The 19916-nt window shown below is 62.0% G+C and carries 24 protein-coding genes and 1 riboswitch; of the genes, 8 read left to right on the top strand and 16 right to left on the bottom strand.

The genetic code is table 11. From position 1 onward, the window contains the following. Positions 1-43: 43 nt before the first annotated feature. From H9Q75_RS06390 to H9Q75_RS06375, 4 genes are all read left to right on the top strand, one after another. The gene (locus H9Q75_RS06390; protein ID WP_186565341.1) at positions 44-1018 is read left to right on the top strand and encodes a Fic family protein; all 975 of its coding nucleotides are present in this window, start codon (positions 44-46) and stop codon (positions 1016-1018) included. A gap of 510 nt (positions 1019-1528) precedes the next feature. Next, positions 1529-2194: a manganese catalase family protein gene (locus H9Q75_RS06385; RefSeq protein WP_186565340.1), complete on the top strand. Its 666-nt coding sequence runs from the start codon at positions 1529-1531 to the stop codon at positions 2192-2194. A 317-nt stretch (positions 2195-2511) separates the two neighbouring features. Continuing rightward, entirely contained in the window at positions 2512-3354 is an 843-nt protein-coding gene (locus tag H9Q75_RS06380) for a tyrosine-type recombinase/integrase (protein WP_243200707.1), read from the top strand. A gap of 319 nt (positions 3355-3673) precedes the next feature. Continuing rightward, a complete protein-coding gene (locus H9Q75_RS06375; RefSeq protein WP_341480914.1) occupies positions 3674-4354 on the top strand; it encodes a zinc-ribbon domain-containing protein in 681 nt (226 codons plus the stop codon). Positions 4355-4426: 72 nt separating this feature from the next. On the opposite strand, the gene mnmA is transcribed toward H9Q75_RS06375, so the two are convergent. The 3 genes from mnmA to cysK all read right to left on the bottom strand — a co-directional run bounded on the left by mnmA (position 4427) and on the right by cysK (position 7677). Beyond that, entirely contained in the window at positions 4427-5500 is a 1074-nt protein-coding gene (gene mnmA, locus H9Q75_RS06370; protein ID WP_186565338.1) for a tRNA 2-thiouridine(34) synthase MnmA, read from the bottom strand. After that, positions 5497-6648: a cysteine desulfurase family protein gene (locus H9Q75_RS06365; protein WP_186565337.1), complete on the bottom strand. Its 1152-nt coding sequence runs from the start codon at positions 6646-6648 to the stop codon at positions 5497-5499. Before H9Q75_RS06365 ends, mnmA begins: the two co-directional genes overlap by 4 nt. Before the next feature lie 96 nt (positions 6649-6744). After that, positions 6745-7677: a cysteine synthase A gene (gene cysK, locus H9Q75_RS06360; RefSeq protein WP_186565336.1), complete on the bottom strand. Its 933-nt coding sequence runs from the start codon at positions 7675-7677 to the stop codon at positions 6745-6747. A gap of 282 nt (positions 7678-7959) precedes the next feature. On the opposite strand from cysK, the gene H9Q75_RS06355 reads away from it, so the two are divergent. Further along, positions 7960-8391, top strand: coding sequence for an RrF2 family transcriptional regulator (locus H9Q75_RS06355; protein WP_186565335.1), 432 nt, complete (start codon positions 7960-7962; stop codon positions 8389-8391). Between the two features lie 56 nt (positions 8392-8447). Here the strand turns inward: H9Q75_RS06355 and pdxT are convergent, their stop codons facing one another. From pdxT to thiD, 12 genes are all read right to left on the bottom strand, one after another. Then, positions 8448-9017, bottom strand: coding sequence for a pyridoxal 5'-phosphate synthase glutaminase subunit PdxT (gene pdxT / locus H9Q75_RS06350; RefSeq protein ID WP_186565334.1), 570 nt, complete (start codon positions 9015-9017; stop codon positions 8448-8450). 1 nt (position 9018) lies between these two features. Then, positions 9019-9894 (bottom strand): pyridoxal 5'-phosphate synthase lyase subunit PdxS, encoded by an 876-nt coding sequence (gene pdxS / locus H9Q75_RS06345; RefSeq protein WP_186565333.1) that lies wholly within the window; start codon positions 9892-9894, stop codon positions 9019-9021. Positions 9895-10052: 158 nt separating this feature from the next. Further along, complete coding sequence (locus tag H9Q75_RS06340) at positions 10053-11078, bottom strand: ABC transporter substrate-binding protein (RefSeq protein WP_186565332.1); 1026 nt, start codon at positions 11076-11078, stop codon at positions 10053-10055. Between the two features lie 15 nt (positions 11079-11093). After that, a complete protein-coding gene (locus H9Q75_RS06335; protein ID WP_243200729.1) occupies positions 11094-11795 on the bottom strand; it encodes an ABC transporter permease in 702 nt (233 codons plus the stop codon). 53 nt (positions 11796-11848) lie between these two features. Then, complete coding sequence (locus tag H9Q75_RS06330; protein WP_186565330.1) at positions 11849-12604, bottom strand: ATP-binding cassette domain-containing protein; 756 nt, start codon at positions 12602-12604, stop codon at positions 11849-11851. 3 nt (positions 12605-12607) lie between these two features. Further along, on the bottom strand, positions 12608-13270 hold the full coding sequence (tenA, locus tag H9Q75_RS06325) for a thiaminase II (RefSeq protein WP_186565329.1): 663 nt from the start codon (positions 13268-13270) through the stop codon (positions 12608-12610). Then, positions 13267-13908, bottom strand: coding sequence for an HAD family hydrolase (locus H9Q75_RS06320; protein WP_186565328.1), 642 nt, complete (start codon positions 13906-13908; stop codon positions 13267-13269). Before H9Q75_RS06320 ends, tenA begins: the two co-directional genes overlap by 4 nt. Next, a complete protein-coding gene (gene thiE, locus H9Q75_RS06315) occupies positions 13901-14548 on the bottom strand; it encodes a thiamine phosphate synthase (RefSeq protein WP_186565327.1) in 648 nt (215 codons plus the stop codon). The genes H9Q75_RS06320 and thiE overlap by 8 nt, the downstream gene beginning before the upstream one ends. Then, a complete protein-coding gene (gene thiM, locus H9Q75_RS06310) occupies positions 14535-15353 on the bottom strand; it encodes a hydroxyethylthiazole kinase (RefSeq protein ID WP_186565326.1) in 819 nt (272 codons plus the stop codon). The genes thiE and thiM overlap by 14 nt, the downstream gene beginning before the upstream one ends. A gap of 10 nt (positions 15354-15363) precedes the next feature. Further along, positions 15364-15897: an energy coupling factor transporter S component ThiW gene (gene thiW / locus H9Q75_RS06305; protein WP_186565325.1), complete on the bottom strand. Its 534-nt coding sequence runs from the start codon at positions 15895-15897 to the stop codon at positions 15364-15366. After that, positions 15894-16208 (bottom strand): thiamine-binding protein, encoded by a 315-nt coding sequence (locus H9Q75_RS06300; protein ID WP_186565324.1) that lies wholly within the window; start codon positions 16206-16208, stop codon positions 15894-15896. The genes thiW and H9Q75_RS06300 overlap by 4 nt, the downstream gene beginning before the upstream one ends. 1 nt (position 16209) lies before the next feature. Next, positions 16210-17007, bottom strand: a complete 798-nt coding sequence (thiD, locus tag H9Q75_RS06295) for a bifunctional hydroxymethylpyrimidine kinase/phosphomethylpyrimidine kinase (protein ID WP_186565323.1) — start codon at positions 17005-17007, stop codon at positions 16210-16212. A gap of 86 nt (positions 17008-17093) precedes the next feature. Further along, a riboswitch (TPP riboswitch) is annotated at positions 17094-17198 on the bottom strand. Positions 17199-17355: 157 nt separating this feature from the next. Between thiD and miaA the strand changes: the two genes are divergently transcribed. The 3 genes from miaA to H9Q75_RS06280 all read left to right on the top strand — a co-directional run bounded on the left by miaA (position 17356) and on the right by H9Q75_RS06280 (position 19480). Then, positions 17356-18261, top strand: a complete 906-nt coding sequence (gene miaA, locus H9Q75_RS06290) for a tRNA (adenosine(37)-N6)-dimethylallyltransferase MiaA (protein WP_186565322.1) — start codon at positions 17356-17358, stop codon at positions 18259-18261. Positions 18262-18364: 103 nt separating this feature from the next. Continuing rightward, on the top strand, positions 18365-18895 hold the full coding sequence (locus tag H9Q75_RS06285; RefSeq protein WP_186565321.1) for an HD domain-containing protein: 531 nt from the start codon (positions 18365-18367) through the stop codon (positions 18893-18895). A 15-nt stretch (positions 18896-18910) separates the two neighbouring features. Continuing rightward, complete coding sequence (locus H9Q75_RS06280; RefSeq protein WP_186565320.1) at positions 18911-19480, top strand: HD domain-containing protein; 570 nt, start codon at positions 18911-18913, stop codon at positions 19478-19480. A gap of 22 nt (positions 19481-19502) precedes the next feature. Here the strand turns inward: H9Q75_RS06280 and H9Q75_RS06275 are convergent, their stop codons facing one another. After that, positions 19503-19916, bottom strand: coding sequence for a DUF3842 family protein (locus H9Q75_RS06275; protein ID WP_186565319.1), 414 nt, complete (start codon positions 19914-19916; stop codon positions 19503-19505).

Genomic DNA, 19916 nt, shown 5'->3' with positions numbered 1-19916 from the left:
TAAATGAGCGATGAAGTGTTATACTGACCATGAGGTGATGGCCATGCGTAACAAAAAACCGCCGTTTGAGGTCACAACGGCAATTCTGGATGAAGTTGCTGAGATTGCCGAGCTGGTCGGTCATGTGAATGCGTCGCTGGGCTTGTCTACAAACCCGACGCTGCGCCGCACCAACCGTATCCGGACGATTTATTCTTCTCTGGCCATTGAGCAGAATACGTTAAGTCTGGAACAAGTCACCGCCGTTCTCAGCGGTAAGCGGGTCATAGCGCCGCCCAAGGATATTGCAGAAGTCAAAAACGCCTATGAGATCTACGAAATGATGGATTCACTGGATCCGTTTTCTGTGGATGATCTGCTGAACGCCCACGGAGTAATGACCAGAGGTCTGGTGGAAGAGTCTGGCTGTTTCCGCTCTCGTTCTGTGGGCGTGGTGGACAAGCAGGGCAATGTTCTGCATTTCGGCACGTTGCCCGATTATGTACCGGGATTGGTTATGGAACTGCTGGACTGGGTACGTGACAGCGAGTTTCATATGCTCATCAAGAGCTGCGTGTTCCACTATGAGCTGGAACTCATTCACCCCTTCGCAGACGGCAACGGACGTATTGGGCGCCTGTGGCATACCCTGTTGCTGACCCAGTGGAAGCCGATGTTCACCTGGCTCCCGGTGGAGTCCATCATTCATGACCGCCAGGACGAATATTACCAGGCCATCAACCGCTCCAACAACGAAGCCGAGTCCACCGCTTTTATCGAGTTTATGCTTTCTGCCATTAAGGAGGCTCTAATTGAGGCTGTGCAGACTGGCAGCGTAGAAAGTATGAGTACAGAGGAACAGCGTTGGTATCAAATCGAGCGCTTCTTGAAAAAGAACGGAACTATCACTAATGCCGATGTACGGGAGATGTTCGGGGTGTCGTCGGCTACCGCAAATCGCATCCTCTCAAAGATGGTAGAAGAAGGAATAATTCGGAAGATTCGCATAGGCAAGTCCTGGGGATATGAGCCCAAGTGACACCCTTCACTGAGGTTACATTACCTTTAGGTTCTCGTGGAGCGATCCGTTGGGGTTCGAGTCCCCATACCCGCACCAGAATGAATGACCCTACCCAATCTGAACAAGTGCTTGTCATTGTTCGGGCTGGGTAGGGTCGTTTTATGCCTGAAACACTTACATTACAAGGATTTTAGGTTCTTTTATATACAACACCTTTTGTCAGATGTCAGATGCAAACAGGTAAAAATTGAAGTAGAAAACGTATAATTGGTAGGTACACACAGGTATATAAATAGATTTCTCCCAGCTTGAAACAAGTGGCATCGTTAACCCAAACTTGATTGGGCCTATCTATCTGGAACTGCTGACGGATGATATTTCGCGGCTACTCTGCACAAAAGCGCATCGTATTCTTTGATGATGAAGGTACTTCAATCTGCTGTTTGTGCTATACAAAATGAACAGATCCTGCATAGCTTTCCCAAATTGCGGAAAACTAACCCCAGCCAAATGGAAGGGGTGATGTGCTTGTTCAAGCACGAAAAGCAACTATTTCATCCAGTAGAAGTGGAGCGGCCCAATCCGCAGTATGCGGCACTGCTGCAGGAGCAGCTCGGCGGCGGCAACGGCGAGCTAAAAGCCGCCATGCAGTATATGTCCCAGAGTTTCCGCATCAAAAACCCCAAAATCAAGGACCTGTTCATGGATATCGCGGCGGAGGAGCTGAGCCACATGGAGATGGTGGCTCAGACCATCAATTTGCTCAACGGTCATGACGTGGAGGCAGACAAGGTCCAGGCAGGCGAGATCGAAACACACGTTCTGCTGGGTTTGAATCCCGGTCTCATCAACGCCTCCGGCTATTCTTGGACGGCAGACTATGTCACTGTCACCGGAGATCTCTGCGCGGATCTGCTGAGCAATATCGCGTCTGAGCAGCGGGCCAAGGTGGTGTATGAATATCTCTACCGCCAGATTGAGGACAAAAAGGTACGGGAGACCATCGACTTCCTGCTCAACCGTGAGGAGGCACACAACCAGATGTTCCGGGATGCTTTTAATGAGGTGCAGGACAGCGGCTCCAATCAAGACTTCGGTACGACCAAGGCGGCAAAGATGTATTTCTCCCTGTCCAGCCCTGGGCCCAATGCATTCGCGGGAAATGAAGTAACCGCACCCAAGTTTGCAAAATAAAAGCGGGCACGAGCTGTCTGGTCAACAGCTCTTCGGCTTTGTCAAATCCCTTTTCCCTAAACCCTTGCGCCGCAGGGCTTTAATGGGTGCATCTTTTTTGTCAGCACAGACCAGCTCGCCGCAAGCGGCATATCGCTTTCGGCGAGTTTTTCTATTTCATAGCAAAACACATTGTGTGCCCATTCTGCCGAGCCCTATTTCCAGATTGAATCTGCTTCGTTGGGCCACTCCATCAACCGCTTATTTTCGTGTTTTTTTGTATGAGAGCGGTGGGAAAAGGTAAAATAAAAGCAACTTTTTAATGGGAGGGCTACAAAATGGAGCGCTTAATGACAGAGGAGCTGCTGTTGGAATTTACCTCATATTTGCTGCAGGAGGAATGCAGCGCCGGGACCATACAGAAATATCGGCGGGATCTGCTGGCGTTTATGGTGTGGCTGGAGGGACACGCGGTCACACGGGAGCGGGTAAAGGAGTGGAAGGATTCCCTGCTGAAGCGGGGGTATGCGGCGGTAACGGTCAACTCCATGCTGGCCGCGGTCCATCGGCTTTTTGCCCTTAGGGGCTGGACAGACTGCAGGGTAAAGTATTTAAAAGTGCAGAGGCGGCTGTTTCGGGACAAGGGCCGGGAGCTGAGCCGGGAGGAATACAACCGTCTGGTTGCTGCCGCGCAGGGCCGTGGACAGGAGCGTTTGGCTCTGCTGATTGAGACCATGGGGGCTACAGGTATCCGGGTGAGCGAAGTTCCGTATATCACGGTGGAAGCGGTCCGGCGGGGCCGAGCGGAAATCGCGTTAAAGGGTAAAATACGCGTCATTCTACTGTCCAGCAAACTCTGCCGTAAGCTGGCCAAATATGCCGGCAAACAAAAAATCGCCTCCGGTGAGATTTTTCTCACGGGAAGCGGAACCGGTTTAAGCCGCCGCCAGATCTGGGCGGAGATGAAACGGCTATGCAAACATGCGGGAGTGGAGGCCAGAAAGGTATTTCCCCATAATCTGCGGCATCTATTTGCCACAACCTATTATCGGGTCTATAAAGACATCGCCCGGCTGGCTGATATATTGGGACACTCCTCCATTGAAACTACCCGAATTTATTTACTGAGCACTGGTGTGGAGCACGCACGCCAACTAGAACAGCTGAGGCTTGTGAGCTGATAGGCAAAATTAACATTTTGACGCAAAAGCCCATCGTACAAGACGGATTTAGCTACATATTTTCAAAAAGCATACCACAAAATTTAACAAAACACAAGAAACTCCCACGTTGAGGGCACAAAAATCCAGGCCGCGAAAAAACACTTTTTTGCGGCTTTCATTTCTGCGCCCTTCATGCTCCAATCCGGCACATAAATAGTGCCCCTCTTCCTATCTTTTGTTCTCTCTATGGCAGGACACGTTTAAGGCTGTATGCGAAATGTTAATTTCGTTTCCAGCCTCCAGGACGGCTGTACCAGGACAGGAAGAGGGTGTTTCTGTGAAAAGGTCCCTATATGACTATTGCAGGGAATGCGGTATGGAACACCTGCTGGAACAGTGGGACGCGGCGCGCAATGCACCTTACACGCCTGAAATGGTGAGCTATGGCTCCCGTCTAAAAGTGTGGTGGCGCTGCGAGCAGGGCCATGAGTGGCAGTCGCTGGTCAAGTCTCGAACGGACGGCTGCAATTGTCCGGTGTGCACAAACCGAATGCTGCTGACCGGGGAAAACGACCTGGCCTCCCGGTTCCCGGAGGTGGCGGTCCAATGGGACACAGAGAAAAACGACGGTTTAACTCCGGAACAGGTGACACTGTTCAGCAATCGGGTGGTTTGGTGGCGGTGCGGAAGGGGACATTCCTATCGGGCGGCCGTGGGGGCCCGCACCAACAGTGGCAGCAGCTGTCCCTACTGCGCTGGAAAAAAGGTGCTGGCCGGCTTTAACGATTTGCGGACACTGGAGCCGCAGGTGGCCGCCCAGTGGCATCCCACCCTCAACGGCGCACTGACCGCCGAGATGGTGACGCCCAACAGCCATAAGCGGGTTTGGTGGCTGTGTGCGCAGGGGCATGCCTGGAAGGCGGTCGTCTATTCCCGTGCCGGAGCCAATAAGTGCGGCTGCCCGGTGTGCGCAGGAAAACATAGAGCGGCCCGCTCAGGCGGCTACATACAGCCCTGAATGGAAGAAATGACGTCCCGCGCCTGAGGCGCACGGTGGAAAAGGCCCCGCCTTCCGGCGGGGCCTTTTCCCTCAATACAGCACCCGTGTGATGGTGCCGCCCCCCAGAAGCGTGTCTCCATGATAGACCGCCGCCGTCTGGCCGGGGGTAACAGCCCGCTGGGGCGCGTCAAATTCCAGACGGACGCCGCCGTCCGGCAGCGGGGTCACGGAGACGGGCTGCTCCACCTGGCGGTAGCGGATCTTCGCATTTGCCCGGGCGACAGCCCCAGGAGGTGCGGCAATCCAGTTCCAGTCCTCCGCCAGCAGGGCGGAGGCGTACAAGTCGCGTTCCGCGCCCACAATAACGGTATTCTCCGCCGGGCAGAGGGCGCATACATAGACCGGCTCCGGCATAGCCAGACCCAGACCCCGCCGCTGGCCAATAGTATAGGCCGCCGTGCCCCTGTGCGCGCCCAGAACACGGCCGGTCCGGTCCAAAATGGGCCCGGGCCGGCAGGGCTGCCCGGTATAGCGCTCCAGAAAGGCCACATAGTCCCCGCCGGGCACAAAGCAGAGGTCCTGACTGTCCCGTTTGCGGGCGTTGCAGAGCCCTTGCTCCGCCGCGATGGCGCGCACCTGGTCCTTGTGCAGGCCGCCCAGGGGAAAGAGCGTGTGGGCCAGTTGGTCCTGTGTCAGGCTGCAGAGCACGTAACTCTGGTCCCGGCTGCCGTCCGACCCCTTGCACAGTGACCAGCGGCCGTCCATCCAGCGGATGCGCGCGTAATGTCCGGTGGCCACCCCGTCACACCCCAGGGCACGGGCACGGCGGAGCAGGCGGTCAAATTTCAGATAGCGGTTGCAGTCAATGCAGGGGTTAGGCGTACCGCCCCGCTGATAGGTGTCCGCAAATTTGCGGATGACCTTTTCCTCAAATTCCTGGGAGAAGTCAAAGACATGGTAGGGGATTCCCAGGCGGTAGGCTACGCTGCGCGCGTCCTCGATGTCTTCCAGGCTGCAGCAGGTGCGGCCCCCGGAGGGAGACACGGCGGACACCGGAAGGAGCTTCATCGTGGCGCCCACGCACTCATAGCCCTGCTGCTGCAGCAGCCAGGCCGCCACGCTAGAATCCACGCCGCCGCTCATGGCCACCAGAATCCGTTTCAAGACAGCACCCCCTCTCCGGCCCCGGCCTGGGCAACGGCAGCTGCGGCCGCATCTGCGATGGCGTCTGCTTCCTCCGGCGTATTGTCCGCGCACAGGGAGAAGCGCAGCGCGCCCCGGGCGAGGGCCTCCGGGATACCCATGCTGCGCAGCACGTGGCTGGGCTCCAGCGCCCCGGCGGAGCAGGCCGCCCCGGCGGAGGCGCAGACTCCCATTCGGTCCAGAAGCAGGAGCAGGGTCTCCCGGTCCGCCGCTTCAAAGCAGACATGGACAATACCGGACACACGGGCCGCGCCGGCGGCGGTGAGGTGCGCCCCCGGAATACGCGCCAGCCCGGCGGCCAGCCGGTCCCGTAGGGACGATACATAGGCGCGGCGGGCCTCCGCGCCAGTGCAGGCCTCCTCCAGGGCGGCGGCCATGCCCATAATGCCGGACACATGCTCCGTCCCGGCCCGGCAGCCACGCTCCTGCCCGCCGCCGCGGATCAGGGGAACCGGAGTCAGGCCGTTGCGGCATACAAGCGCACCCACGCCCTTTGGGCCGTGAAACTTATGGGCGGAAAGGCTGAGCAGATCGGCCTTTACCCGCTCCAGCGGGAGCTCGCCCACGGCCTGTACCGCGTCGGTGTGGAATAGCGCTCCGCGTGCCCGGCACAGTTCGGCCAGCTCCTCCACAGGCTGAAGGGTGCCGACCTCGTTGTTGGCCGCCATGACGCTGACCAGGCCGGTATCTTCCCGTAATGCGGCGGCCGCCTGGTCAATCGAGATGCGCCCCTGCCCGTCCGGAGGCAGGAGGGTGAGTTCGATCTCTCCCAGGCACGCCAGATGCTCCAGCGGCCGAAGCACCGCGGGGTGCTCAAAGGCTGCGGCCAACACATGCCGCCTGCCCCGCGCCGCCCCCCAGGCGGCGCCTGTGAGGACGGCCTGATTGTCCGCCTCGCTGCCGCTGGAGGTAAAGTATACCTCTCTGGGGCTGCAGCCCAGGCGGAAGGCGATCTGATCCCGTGCCCGGGCCACCGCCCGGGCCGCCGTGTCCCCGGCGGTATGGATGCTGCCGGGATTGCCCCAGTGCTGCGTCAGCCAGGGCAGCATGGCCTCCAGCGCCCTGGGGTGAAGCGCCGTGGAGGCGGCGTTGTCCGCGTAGATCATCATGGACTCCTTTCTCGCCTGACGCTCATACGTAAGCGCCCAGGCCGCCGCATCGGAACACGCGGCGGCCTGGGCGCTGTATGCGCGGCATCAATCCGGTCAGTCGGCAAACAGGGGGGTGGAGAGGTAGCGGTCCCCGGTGTCGGGCAGCAGGACCACAATGGTCTTGCCCTTGTTTTCCGGGCGCTTGGCCAGTTCAATGGCGGCCCATACCGCGGCGCCGGAGGAGATGCCCACCAGCACGCCTTCCTTCCGGCCTACCAGCCTGCCGGTGGCAAAGGCGTCGTCGTTTTCCACGGCAATGATCTCATCATACACCTTGGTGTCGAGCACATCCGGGACAAAGCCCGCGCCGATGCCCTGAATCTTGTGGGAACCGGCGGTGCCCTTGCTCAGGACCGGGGAAGCGGCCGGCTCCACCGCGACCACCTTGACCTCGGGATTGCGGGCCTTCAGATACTCACCCACGCCGGTGACTGTGCCGCCGGTACCCACGCCGGCGACGAAAAGGTCCACCTTCCCGTCGGTATCCACCCAGATTTCCGGGCCGGTGGTGGCCTTGTGGGCAGCGGGGTTGGCCGGGTTGACAAACTGGCCGGGGATAAAGCTGTTCGGAATTTCCTTCGCCAGCTCGTCAGCCTTGGCGATGGCCCCCTTCATACCCTTGGCGCCCTCTGTGAGCACCAGCTCCGCACCGTAGGCCTTCATCAGCTGCCGGCGCTCCACGCTCATGGTCTCAGGCATGACAATTATGATGCGGTAGCCACGGGCCGCGGCCACGGAAGCCAGACCAATACCGGTGTTGCCGGAGGTTGGCTCAATGATGACCGAGTCGGGCTTCAGCAAACCCTTGGCCTCGGCGTCGTCGATCATGGCCTTTGCAATGCGGTCCTTGACCGAGCCGGCGGGATTGAAGTACTCCAATTTGCCCAGAATTCTGGCCTCCAGGCCCAGCTCCTTTTCGATGTGGGTCAGCTCCAGCAGGGGGGTCTTGCCGATCAGCTGGTCAGCGGATGTATAAATATTGCTCATGTTCATTACCTCCAAAATAGCATGTGTTTGTAGTGGGAAAGCGGCGTTTATCCTGCCTGGCGACAGTGCCAGCACAAACACAGCCGGCATGGAATGCGGATCCGGCTGACGGCCGGGAAAGCCTTACTCATTTTAATTACCAACTTTCTAAGTAGGTTTATTGGAATTATAGTACGGCTGCCAAGCTTTGTCAATAGGGGGAAGAAAAATTTTTTGCTTCTCCATTGTATTCCTATTTACCTTGTTATATAATGGGTTTAATAAAAATGGAGGACACCGGCTATGATGATTTCAACCAAGGGCCGCTATGCCCTGCGGGTGATGATCGACCTGGCGGAACACCAGTCGGAGGGCTATCTTCCCCTGAAGGAGATTGCTCAGCGGCAGGAGATTTCGGAAAAATATCTGGAGAGCATTCTGAAGACGCTGGTCCGGAGCAAGCTGCTCTCCGGCCTGCGGGGGAAGGGCGGCGGCTACCGCCTGACCCGTGCGCCGGAGCAGTATACCGTAGGGTCCATCCTGCGCCTGACCGAGGGGAGCCTGGCACCGGTAGCCTGTCTGGAGCAGGATCCGGTGGACTGCCCCCGTATGGCCAGCTGCCGCACCCTGCCTATGTGGCGGAAGTTGGACCAGATGATCCGTGAATTTTTTGACGGCATTACCCTGGCGGACCTGATGGCTCCGGACCAGGCGGGGAACGACTATATCATTTGAGGCATGGTCCCCTGCGCAGAATACCCCCACCCGGCTTTCCGGGCGGGGGTGGTTCTCTATTGGGCCCGGCCTGCCAGGGCCAGAAAATAGCGGTGGACGGAAAGATCGGCACTGAGCTCCGGATGGAAAGAGGTCGCCAGGAGGTTTCCCTGCCGGGCGGCCACAATATGGCCGTCCACCTGGGCGAGTACCTGGACCGCCGGCCCGGCGGAGGCAATATAGGGGGCGCGGATGAAGGTCATAGGGAGCGTGCCGATCCCCAGGACGGGGGCCTGGGTATAAAAGCTGCCCAGCTGTCTGCCGTAGGCATTGCGCTTGACCGCGATGTCCATGGCGGCAAAGCAGGGCGTACCGCCCTCCACGGTCCTGGCCAGCAGGATCAGCCCGGCGCAGGTCCCGAATACCGGCAGTCCCTCGGCCATCCGCACCCGCAGGGGTTCAAAAAGGTCCAGATCCCGCAGAAGCTTCCCCATTACGGTGCTTTCTCCGCCGGGAAGAATCAGCGCGTCAAAGGGGCGGTCCAAGTCCTGGGGGCGGCGGATCTCAAAGTGATCTGTGCCCAGCCGGTCCAGTGCGGCGGCGTGTTCGGCGAAGGCCCCCTGGAGGGCCAGAATGGCGACAATCATTTCATTTGCCCCGCTCCGCCATGAGCAGGGCGATCTCATTTTCGTTGATGCCCACCATGGCCTCACCTAAATCAGCGGACAGCTCCGCAATGCGTTTGGCATCGGTGTAGTTGGCAACCGCCTGGACAATGGCTGCGGCCCGCTTCGCGGGATTGCCGGATTTGAAGATGCCTGAGCCTACAAACACGCCCTCGGCCCCCAGCTGCATCATCAACGCCGCGTCTGCCGGGGTGGCCACGCCGCCTGCGGCGAAATTGACCACTGGCAGGCGGCCATGCTCGTGGACACAGCGCAGCAGACTCACCGGGACCTGGAGCTGTTTGGCCGCCTCATACAGCTCATCCTCCCGCAGATTCTGGACCCGGCGGATTTCCGCATTCATGGCCCGCATGTGGCGCACCGCCTGCACCACGTCACCGGTGCCGGGCTCGCCTTTGGTGCGGATCATGGAGGCACCCTCGGCAATCCGGCGCAGGGCTTCCCCCAGGTCCCGGGCGCCGCATACGAAGGGGACCCGGAACTTGGTCTTGTCAATATGGTATATGTCGTCAGCCGGGGAGAGCACCTCGCTCTCGTCGATGTAGTCAATCTCAATGGCCTCCAGAATCTGAGCCTCCACAAAGTGGCCGATGCGGCACTTGGCCATAACGGGGATGGAGACCGCCTCCTGAATGCCCCGGATCATCTTTGGGTCGCTCATGCGCGAAACGCCTCCGGCGGCCCGGATGTCTGCCGGGATCCGCTCCAGCGCCATCACCGCACAGGCGCCTGCCGCCTCGGCGATTTCAGCCTGTTCCGGCGTGGTGACATCCATAATTACACCGCCCTTGAGCATTTGGGCCAACTCCTTGTTGAGCTCATATCTGCTCTTTTCCATTTCCGTTCACTCCCATTCATATTCGGATGATGAAGCCAGTATAGCAAGTTCTGGAATTATTAAAATACCCAGATTTAAAAATTTTGATAGGATCAGAATGGGGCAAAGGGGGCCCGGCGCAGAGGGAACTGCGCCGGGCCCCTGCTTTATAACGGGGCTTATTCCCACGACAGGTTGACCCGCACGTCGTCCAGAGCGGGAGCCTGGTCAATGAGGCCCTGGGAGAGCATCCAGTCGATGTTCTCCTGCCAGCAGTCGTCGGACTGGCTGAGGAAAGCGGCCTCCTCCGTCTCCATCAGGGGGAGAAGCGTGGCCATGCTCTGGCGCTCCACCGTCTCCGAGAGGGGAAAGTTTTCCTCGTTTTGGTTGCTGAGCAGAATGGACAGGGCCTCCTCCGGGTCGGCCTTCATGTCGGCAAAGCCTTTGGCGGACGCCCGCAGGAAGGCGGCGAGGGTGTCGCTGTCCCGTTCAATGGCGTCGTCGCCGGCCAGGAACACCCCCTCGTAATAGGTGGGCACGCCGTAGTCGTCCAGGTCGAACCAGGCCACGTCGAAGCCCTCCTCCTCCATCTGGGGCACCTCGTGGTTGACCAGGCAGCCGATGGTGGCATCCACATTGCCGGTGGTCATGGAGCTCATCAGGTCAAAGCCCACGTCGATCATGGTCACGTCGGAGTAATCAGCCCCCACGTAGGCCATGATGCTGCGGATCAGAGCCTCGGACAGCTCGGTGCCCGCGTAGCCCACGGTCTTGCCCACCAGATCCTCCGGGGAGCGGATCTCCTTCTCCGCCAGAGAGAGGACGATGTTCAGCGGGGCCTGTACCACGGCGCCGATGGATTTCACCGGCACGTTCTGCTGGGCCCTGGCCTGAATCACGTCCTGCTGATAGTAGAGGCCGATGTCCGCCTGCCCGGCGGCCACCAGGGAGATGGCGTCGTTGGCGTTGGACGGGAAGCGGATGTTGACCTTCAGCCCCTCCTCCTCGTAATAGCCCTTTTCCATGGCCACGTACAGGAAGGCGTGGAGGGCGTTGGGGTACCAGTCCAGCACCACGTCCAGCTCCTTGAGGGCGGCGGGAGACGATCCCCCGGCGGGGGCGCCGGAGACCTGGGGCTGACCGGTCCCGCCGCAGCCGGAGAGCAGCAGTACCCCGCACAGCGCAAGGGCAAAAATTCTTTTCATAGCGAAACTCCTTTTTTATTCAGTCTCTCCCCGCCACTTGACCAGGCGGGTCTCCGCCGCGCCCAGAAGGGCTACGGCCAGCATGGCCACGGCGGAGAGCAGGACGATGGGGGCGAACACCCCCGCCCCGTCCAGCTGGGTCATCATGCGGCGGGAAAAGTAGCCCAGGCCGCTCTGGGCCCCCAGCCACTCCCCGATGGCCGCGCCGATGACGCTCATGGGTACCGCCATCTTCACGGCGGAGAAGAAGTAGGGGAGGGCGCAGGGTACCTTTACCAGACGGAACACCTCCCACCGGGTGGCGCCGTAGGTAAAGAGCAGCTCGGCCATCTCGGTCTTGGCCGAGCGCAGTCCGTCGTACACCGTGATGGTGATGGGGAAAAAGGTGATGAGCACGCATACCAGCACCTTGCTCCAGATGCCATAGCCGAACCACAGCACAAACAGGGGCGCGATGGCCGTGGTGGGGATGGTCTGGGAGGCCACTACCACCGGGTATACCGTTTTGCGCAGCAGGGGGCTGGCATCCATCCCGGCCGCCAGGGCCAGGCCCAGGGCGATGGAGATGGCAAGGCCGATGCCGGTGACCGCCATGGTGGCGGGCAGATGGACGGTGAAGAGGGGCCCCCGAAGCTGCCACAGCTTCTGGAGGATCTGCACCGGCGTGGGCAGGATATAGGCGGCGTTCACCTTCATGGCCCCCAGCTGCCACAGCATGAGCAGCCCCAACAGAAAGAGCAGGGCCGGCAGGTTGCCCCGATTGGCCTTCTTCACGGCGTCACCTGCTTTCTCAGAATGGCGATCAGCTGTTCCTTCAGCTCCGCCAGCTCCGGGCGGGCCAGGCATTCCCGGCTGCGGGGATAGGCGGCGGGCACCTCCACGGGGGTAAGGGTGTGGATGGGGGTGGACTCCACTACCAGCACCCGGTCGGAGAGAAACACGGCCTCCTCCACGTCATGGGTGATAAACAAAATGGTCTTTTTATGCCGTTGCCACTGGGCAAGCAGCCACTCCTGCATGGCGATGCGGGTGAGGAAGTCCAGAGCGGAGAAGGGCTCGTCCAGCAGCAGTAGGTCGCTGCCGGTGAGAAGGGTGCGGGCAAAGGCTGCCCGCTGGCGCATGCCGCCGGAGAGCTCCTCCGGCCGCTTGTCCCCGCATCCGGCCAGGCCCACGTCGGACAGGGCGGCCTCCACCTGCTCCCGCACCTGGGCTCGGCTCAGGCCGCCCCGCAGCTCCAGGGGCAGGGCCAGGTTCTGTCCCACCGTGCGCCAGGGGAAGAGCAGGTCCCTCTGGGGCATGTAGCCGCAGTACTGCTTCAGTTGGCCGATGGGCGTTCCGCCCACGGTGATTTCTCCCGCCTTGGGCTGGAGCAGGCCATTGGTCAGGCGGAAAATGGTGCTCTTGCCGCAGCCGCTCACCCCAACGATGCAGTGGAAGGAGCCGGGCTCCACGGAAAAGCTCAGATCGTCGATGATGTCAAAGTCCTCCGAGGGATAGCGGTAGGACACGTGTTCAAAGCGCAGCACCGCTCATTCCTCCCCGGCCCAGGCCATATCCCAGAAGAGCGCCTCATACCGGCTGCACGCCACAAAGATATCCTCCAGCCGGGCGGCCTGCTCCGGCGGACAGCCCTCGGTCAGCGCGTCCAGCCGGTCCATCAGGGCTGCGTTGGTGCGCACATAGTCCTCCGAGGTGTAGCCGGCCACCCACTCCCCGTACAGGGGGTGGTCGATGGCAGCGGGGTTCTGTGCCAGAAGCTGCCCGGCGATTTCCGCGTAGCTCCAGGAGCAGGCCAGGATGGCAGCCAGGATCTCCAGAGGGCCGCCGGCGTGGGCGGCGGCAAGCATATAGCTGGTGTAGGAGCGGTTGGGCAGGGCGGGCCGCGCCGCAGCCACCTGGGCCTCGGTAATACCCAACCGTGCCATGTAGGCGCGGTGGATATCCATCTCCCCGTCCAGGATCTGGGTCACATTGTCCGCAAAGAAGCGCATCAGCTCCGGCGTGTTCGCCTTCACCACCCCCAAGGCGAATACCTGGGCGTACTCCCACAAGTACAGGTAGTCCTGGAGCAGGAAAAAGCGAAACTTCTCCACCGGCAGGGAGCCGTCCCCCAGACCTGTGACAAAGGGGTGGGTGTGGTAGCCCGCCCACACCGGGCGGGCCGCCTCATACAGGCGTGCGGTCAGCTTCATAGGCTCTGACTCCAGTCCTCAACCGTCTCATCGCACAGAGTGGTCAGCTCCGCCCACTGAGCTGCATAGGCCTTTTCATACACGCCCACCGTGTAGAAGCCGGCGGCTTTGGCGGTTTGGGCGGCAAAGAGGGCGTCCTCAAACACGGCACACTGGGTCGGGGCGGCCCCCAGCTGTTTCGCGGCCTGGAGGTACACATCGGGGAATTCCTTGCTTTTGCCGATGCTCTCACAGCTGGAGAAGGCGTCAAAGAGCTCCTCGATACCCAGGCGGCCCAAGCAGGCGCGCACCAGATGCAGGGAGGTGGCGGAGGCCACGGCCAGCCGCACTCCCACGGCTCGCAGGGCGCGCAGGTACTCCGCCACACCCGGCTTAAGGGGAATGTCATTGCGATAGTGGTCTGCCATAATCTGGTTAAACTCGTCTACAATGCGCTCCGCCGGGCCGGGGACGCCGAAGTGCTCCATAAAGTAAAGGGCACTCTCCGCCAGGGTGGCCCCCTTCATCCGCTGGAAGAGCTCCTCCTCCGGCGGCTGGACCCCGTGGGTGCGCAGATAATCCGCCCCCAGGTTGTTCCAGTAGTCCATAGAGTCGGTGAGGGTGCCGTCCATGTCGAAAATGCAGTACTTCTTATCCATAAAGAACCTCCTGTGTTAAGCGCCGCAGCCAGGCCGCGGCAGCGCCGGGATCGCTCTGGGCAAAGAGGGCGGACACAACCGCCACCCCGTCGATTCCGCTGCCCGCCAGCCGGGGCAGGTTGTCCGCGCGGATGCCGCCAATGGCCACCACCGGTATATCCACCGCATCGCAGATGGCCCGCAGCTGGGGCACCGTGATGTTTTGGGCGTCCTTCTTGGTGGAGGTGCCGAACACCGCGCCCACGCCGATGTAGTCGGCTCCGGCGGCCTGGGCGGCCACGGCCTTTTCCACGGTGTTGGCCGAGATGCCCAGAATCTTGTCCGGGCCGATCAGGGCGCGGATGTCCCGGCCCCTGATGTCCGACTGGCCCACGTGGACGCCATCGGCTCCGCAGGCCAGGGCGGCCTCCACGTCGTCGTCCACCACGAAGGGCACGCCGTACCGCCCGGCCAGGGCCTTCAATTCCCTGGCCTCGGCCAGCAGAGCCTCCCCGTGGAGCTCCTTTTCCCGCAGCTGCAGGAAGGTGGCCCCGTTTTTCAGCACATCCTCGCATACCGCCGCCAGGGTGCGCTCCCCCAGCCAGGCGCGGTCGGTGACCGCGTAGAGCAGCAGGGCCTTTTTTACATCAAAGCTCGTCATAGCGCGCCTCTCTTTCCAGTTCCTCCGCCGTGAGCAGGCTCACCGCGTCAATCAGATCGTTGCGGAAGGTGGCGTTCCCGGTACCGTTGGCCATCCGCCGCTCGTCCGCCCGCTCCCCGCACACGCCCATGGCTGCCGTTGCGGCCAGCGCTGCCTCCAGGGGCTGGGCCGGGCTCCCGCCGCAGAAGGCCCCGATAAGGGCGGTGAGCATACAGCCGCTGCCCGTAATGCGGGACATCTCCGGACAGCCGTTTCGCACCACAAAGGTCCGTGCCCCGTCGGTCACCAGGTCCAGGGGACCGGAGACCACCACCGCCGCCCCGGTGCTGCGGGCCAGGCCCCTGGCCAGGTCTGCAGCCTCGTCCAGCCCGGCTTCGGTGACCAGGTCGCCGGCCGCCGCGTCTACCCCGCAGCCCGCGCCCACCCCCAGGGCCAGGGCGCGGATCTCCGAGGCGTTGCCCCGGATGACCGAAAAGCGCACCCCCTCCAGCAGGCGGGCGCTCTCCCGCCGCCGCAGGGCGGAGGCCCCGGCGGCCACCGGGTCCAGCACCGCGGGGACGCCCAAGGCATTGGCCCGCTTTCCGGCCAGGAGCATGGCGTCCACATCCGCCACAGCCCCCATGTTGCACACCAGGGCGGCCGCCGCGCCGGTGATCTCCTCCACCTCCCGCAGGTCGTGGGCCATGGTGGGGGAGCCCCCGGCGGCCAGGATGATGTTGGCGCAGTCGTTCACTGTGACAAAATTCGTGATGGTGTGCACCAGGGGGGCGCGCCGGCGCACCGCGTTCAGACAGGTTCCCAGCATGGGCACTCCCTCAGCGGTCCAGGCCGCTCTGCATCCGATCCAGCACGCCGGAGCGCTTGAGCACGTAGAGCACGCCCACCGCCAGCAGGGCCCCCAGAATGGAGGAGGGCGCGTAGAAGGGGATGTAGTAGAAGGGGGAGTGCTGGGGCAGGCCGTAAAACAGCCGCATCAGGGGGTAGGCCGCCATGGCGCTGATGAAGCCGGTGCCGATGACCTCGCCCACCACGGCGCCCCACAGGCGCTTGTTGGTCTTGCGGTAGAGCAGGCCGGAGAGAAAGGCGCCAAACACGGCCCCCACCACCGCCTGGATGGTTCGGCCTGTGGCCATACGCATCAGGCCGGTGAGCAGGGCTGCGGCAAAGCCGTACCACGGCCCCACAAATACGGCGGCCAGCACGTTGATAAAGTGCTGGAAGGGGGCCATGGACGGAAAGTAGACAAAGGTACTCAGCACAAAGCCTAGACAGGCGAACATGGCGGTGAGCACCAGCTTGCGCACGTTGAGCCGCGTATGGACTGCGGCGGCGGTATGTTCTTGTTTCATACAAATTCCTCCTGTTCCGCAAGACGGTATTTTCCCACCTTGTCCTCCATGCTCCAGGCCCCGTTGGGGTCGTAGCTGATCTTTACATAGCCCATGACGCTGGGCGCGCCCGCTCGGACGCACACCTGGACACAGTTTTTTACAATGTCCATGAGCTGGTCGTAGTCCCCCTCCATCACGGTTTCGAAGGGGCCCACCTCATAGCGCACGCCGCTGGAGCGGATGTAGGCGATCACCGCGTCCACGGCGACGCGCTTCTCCTCCCGGGCGGTGACATTGGGCAGGATCTGGATGGCAACGCTGGCGTTCATCTTACCAGTTCCCCCCTTCCGGGATGGCAAAGCAGTGGTTGAGGGGGCCGCTGCCCCGGCCCAGATCCAGCCAGGCCTCCATGCAGCGGGTGATATAGGCCTTGGCGCCGGCCACCGCCTCCTCCAGGGTGCGGCCCAGGGCCAGATTGCAGGCGATGGCGGAGGACAGGGTGCAGCCGGAGCCGTGGTTGTTGGGGTTGTCGACCCGCTCCGCATGGTACCATCGGCATACGCCGCCCCGCCAGAGCAGGTCGTCGGCGCACCCCTCCAGGTGCCCGCCCTTGATCAGCACGCCGCCCGGCAGGCGGGTGCCGATGGCCGCGGCGGCCCGCTCCATCTCCTCCGGCGTGTCCACCGCAAAGCCGCACAGGGCGGATGCCTCGGACAGGTTGGGGGTGATGACCTCCGCCAGAGGGAAGAGCTCGCAGGCCAGGGCCTCTGCCGCGCTGTCCTGCATCAGGCGGCTGCCGCTGGTGGCCACCATCACTGGGTCTACCACGATATGCTCCGCCCCGCACCGGCGCAGCTTGGCGGCGATGGCGCGGATGATGTCCACGTTGGATACCATGCCGATCTTGACCGCGTCCGGCCGGATGTCCTCAAAGATGCGGTCCAGCTGCTCGGCCACAAAGTCCGGCGGGGCCTCCAGCACGCCGGACACACCGGTGGTGTTCTGGGCCGTCAGGGCGGTGATGGCGCTCATACCGTAGACACCGTGGGCGGTCATGGTCTTTAAATCCGCCTGGATGCCCGCGCCGCCGCTGCAGTCTGAGCCCGCGATGGTCAATACCTTTTTCAACTGGTTTCCTCCTTTTTCCCGTGCGCCTGCCGTCCTTTACCAAAAAGCCGTCCGGTACCCGATCAGGGTACCGGACGGCTGCTTCCTTGGTTCGTTCGGTGACTCCCTACACTGGCATGATCCAACAGGTTCAAAGGGTCAGGGGCGTAAGCCCCAATCTCAGCCGCCAAGCGGCCCCCCTGTCACGGTAATTCAATTGTGTGCCTGCGTTCAGGCTGACCTCACTTTAGCACAGTTCTCCATAAAAGGCAATCCCTTTTTTAGTTTTTCCGGGGTGGCCAGCCGCTTGCCCATGGGCGGATTTTGTGCTAAACTGAAACGACAATGGATGGAAAGGAGGCGTAGGACTTGGCAAGGCCCAAGCTGATCGTGGTGCTGGGCACCACCGCCTGCGGCAAGAGCGGGCTGGGGGTGGAGCTGGCGCGCCGCTTTAATGGGGAGGTTGTCTCCGCCGACTCCCGGCAGGTGTACCAGGGCCTGGACCTGGGCACCGGAAAGGTGACCGAGGAGGAGATGATGGGGATTCCCCACCACCTGCTGGACGTGGCTCAGCCCAACGACATCTACTCCGTGGCTGACTTCCAGAAGGCCGCCTACGCCGCCATTGACGACATCCTTGCCCGGGGGAGGAACCCGTTCCTGGTGGGGGGTACCGGGCTGTATGTGCGCGCAGTGACCGAGGGCTTTGTCTTTTCCAACGCCCGGCCCGACCCAGTGCTGCGCGCCCGGCTGGAGGGGCTGGACACGGCGGCGCTGTATGCCCTCTGGCGGGAAAAGACCGGGGGAGAGCTGACCGGCGGGGAGGAAAACAACCGCCACCGGCTACTGCGCGCCCTGGAAAAGCTGGAGGCGGGCGCGTCGGAGGTCCCGCCCCGGCCCCGGTACGACTGTCTGCTGCTGGGCATGACCTATCCCCGGGAAGAGCTGTGCCGCCGCATTGACGAGCGGCTGGATAGGCGCATTGAGGACGGCATGATCCAGGAGGTGGCCCGCCTGCGGGAGAGCGGGGCCAGCGACGACTTCCTGGAGCGCCTGGGGCTGGAGTACCGCTATATTCTATGGTATCTGACCGGAAAACTGGGGAGCATGGACCAGCTGAAGGACGAGCTGGGCCGTGCCATCAAGCGCTTTGCCAAGCGCCAGATGGTGTGGTTTAAAAAAGACCGGGATGTGCTCTGGCTGGATACGGCCGGGGACCCGCTGGCCCAGGCTGCGGCGGCGGTCACGCAGTTTCTTGGGCCGGAGCAGGGCTGAAATCTTCAGAAAATCTTTACGAAATCCTAATGAAAGCTCCATGGAGTCCAACGGAATGTTCCGGTATACTGGATACCGGAACAAAACGGTAAGGAGCGATTTCATGTGGAATTTCAAATATAAGGATGCCTACCAGTCCTGCGTCTGGGATATTCTGGACGATCCTGCCGTCCAGTCCATGCGCCTGCTGCCCCAGCACGCGGCTGGGGTGAGCTGTTACCACCACAGCGTGCTGGTCAGCTATGTCAGCTTCCGGCTGTGCGCCATGCTGGGACTGGATGCCCGGGCGGCGGCCCGGGGCGGCCTGCTGCACGACCTGTATTTATACAACTGGCGGGACAAGTCCGCCCATCCGGATTTTTTCCACACGTTGCGCCACCCGGCGGTGGCCCTGTGCAACGCCCGCCGGCGTTTTTTTCTCACGAAAAAGGAGGCGGACATTATCGCCTCCCACATGTTTCCCCTGACCATCACACATGTGTACCACAGCCTGGAGGCGGCGGTGGTGAGCACGGTGGACAAGTTCTGTGCTGTGGCTGAGCTGCTGCGACTGATCCCCCTGCTGACCCCGGCGGAGCAGAGCCATATTTTTGTGCTGGCAAAGCCGCTGCGCACCCGGGCCAGAGCCAGCTGAGAAAGGAGCCGCGCCATGCGCCCCGCGGAATTTTTGCAGTTTCTCCACACGGCGGAAAAACTCAAGTGTAATACCCGCCACTCCTGGACCTCCACCGGCCGGCACGAGACGGTGGCCGGGCACGCCTGGCGGCTGAGCCTGATGGCCCTGCTGCTGGGGGAGGAGCTGCCCGGCGTGGACATGGACCGGGTGCTGCGTATGGCCCTGGTCCACGACCTGGGAGAGGCGGTCACCGGCGATGTGCCCTCCTTTGAAAAGACCGCGGAAGACGAGGCGGAGGAGCGGCAGGCCGCGGCCGTGCTGTTCGCCCGGCTGCCGGAGCCCCAGCGGGGCGAGCTGGCCGGACTGATCGCGGAGTTTGAGGCGCAGTCCACGCCGGAGGCCAAGGCCTGCCGGGCACTGGACAAGCTGGAGGCGGTCATTCAGCACAACGAGGCTCCGCTGGACAGCTGGCTGGAGCTGGAGTACGATCTTCAGCGGTCGTACGGCCTGGAGGAGGCCGCGCCCTTCCCGTTTCTGAGAGACCTGCGCGCCCTGGCCCTCCGGGATACGGAGGAAAAAATAAAGACAAAGGACGGCGCATGACAACGCGCCGTCCTTTGTCGCTTTAGACTGTCTCCATCCGCCGGGCCAGCTCCTCAAGCGCGCCGGAGAGCAGCGCGCTCACTGGCTGCTCAGCCACGCCTACCACGATGTTCTCGCAGCGGTTGAGGGGGATAAGAATCCGCTCCGCCCGGGCCTGTCCCACCGCCACTGCCATGGCCGGGGTGATCTCCCCCAGCATGGCGTCGGCAATCACGATGCCGATGGGCCCCAGAATCACGTCCGCCGTGCGGCAGGCCACCAGGACCGGGTTCTCCCCGGTGACGGCGCGGGTAGGGCCTGCCTTGAGCATTTCCGCCGTGGCGGTGCTGTTGGTGCCCACGGCGGTGACGTCCGCTTGCGGGAAGCGTTCCCGGATGGCCTTTACCAGCTGCCGGCCAATCCGGCCGCCCTGTCCGTCGATGACTAAAATGTTCAT

The organism is Lawsonibacter celer (assembly GCF_014281125.1).
Classification (GTDB): domain Bacteria; phylum Bacillota; class Clostridia; order Oscillospirales; family Oscillospiraceae; genus Lawsonibacter_B; species Lawsonibacter_B celer.
Note: the sequence above shows the minus strand (reverse complement) of the source record. Positions and strands in the feature narration are given on the sequence as shown.

Excerpts from the sequence above, each read along its gene's own strand:
- H9Q75_RS06390 (WP_186565341.1), top strand. The coding sequence starts at position 44 with ATGCGTAACAAAAAACCGCCGTTTGAGGTCACAACGGCAATTCTGGAT.
- H9Q75_RS06380 (WP_243200707.1), top strand. The coding sequence starts at position 2,512 with ATGGAGCGCTTAATGACAGAGGAGCTGCTGTTGGAATTTACCTCATAT.
- H9Q75_RS06365 (WP_186565337.1), bottom strand. The coding sequence starts at position 6,648 with ATGATGATCTACGCGGACAACGCCGCCTCCACGGCGCTTCACCCCAGG.
- cysK (WP_186565336.1), bottom strand. The coding sequence starts at position 7,677 with ATGAGCAATATTTATACATCCGCTGACCAGCTGATCGGCAAGACCCCC.
- H9Q75_RS06355 (WP_186565335.1), top strand. The coding sequence starts at position 7,960 with ATGATGATTTCAACCAAGGGCCGCTATGCCCTGCGGGTGATGATCGAC.
- pdxT (WP_186565334.1), bottom strand. The coding sequence starts at position 9,017 with ATGATTGTCGCCATTCTGGCCCTCCAGGGGGCCTTCGCCGAACACGCC.
- pdxS (WP_186565333.1), bottom strand. The coding sequence starts at position 9,894 with ATGGAAAAGAGCAGATATGAGCTCAACAAGGAGTTGGCCCAAATGCTC.
- H9Q75_RS06340 (WP_186565332.1), bottom strand. The coding sequence starts at position 11,078 with ATGAAAAGAATTTTTGCCCTTGCGCTGTGCGGGGTACTGCTGCTCTCC.
- H9Q75_RS06335 (WP_243200729.1), bottom strand. The coding sequence starts at position 11,795 with ATGCTGTGGCAGCTGGGGGCCATGAAGGTGAACGCCGCCTATATCCTG.
- tenA (WP_186565329.1), bottom strand. The coding sequence starts at position 13,270 with ATGAAGCTGACCGCACGCCTGTATGAGGCGGCCCGCCCGGTGTGGGCG.
- H9Q75_RS06320 (WP_186565328.1), bottom strand. The coding sequence starts at position 13,908 with ATGGATAAGAAGTACTGCATTTTCGACATGGACGGCACCCTCACCGAC.
- thiE (WP_186565327.1), bottom strand. The coding sequence starts at position 14,548 with ATGACGAGCTTTGATGTAAAAAAGGCCCTGCTGCTCTACGCGGTCACC.
- thiM (WP_186565326.1), bottom strand. The coding sequence starts at position 15,353 with ATGCTGGGAACCTGTCTGAACGCGGTGCGCCGGCGCGCCCCCCTGGTG.
- thiW (WP_186565325.1), bottom strand. The coding sequence starts at position 15,897 with ATGAAACAAGAACATACCGCCGCCGCAGTCCATACGCGGCTCAACGTG.
- H9Q75_RS06300 (WP_186565324.1), bottom strand. The coding sequence starts at position 16,208 with ATGAACGCCAGCGTTGCCATCCAGATCCTGCCCAATGTCACCGCCCGG.
- H9Q75_RS06285 (WP_186565321.1), top strand. The coding sequence starts at position 18,365 with ATGTGGAATTTCAAATATAAGGATGCCTACCAGTCCTGCGTCTGGGAT.
- H9Q75_RS06280 (WP_186565320.1), top strand. The coding sequence starts at position 18,911 with ATGCGCCCCGCGGAATTTTTGCAGTTTCTCCACACGGCGGAAAAACTC.
- H9Q75_RS06275 (WP_186565319.1), bottom strand. The coding sequence starts at position 19,916 with ATGAACATTTTAGTCATCGACGGACAGGGCGGCCGGATTGGCCGGCAG.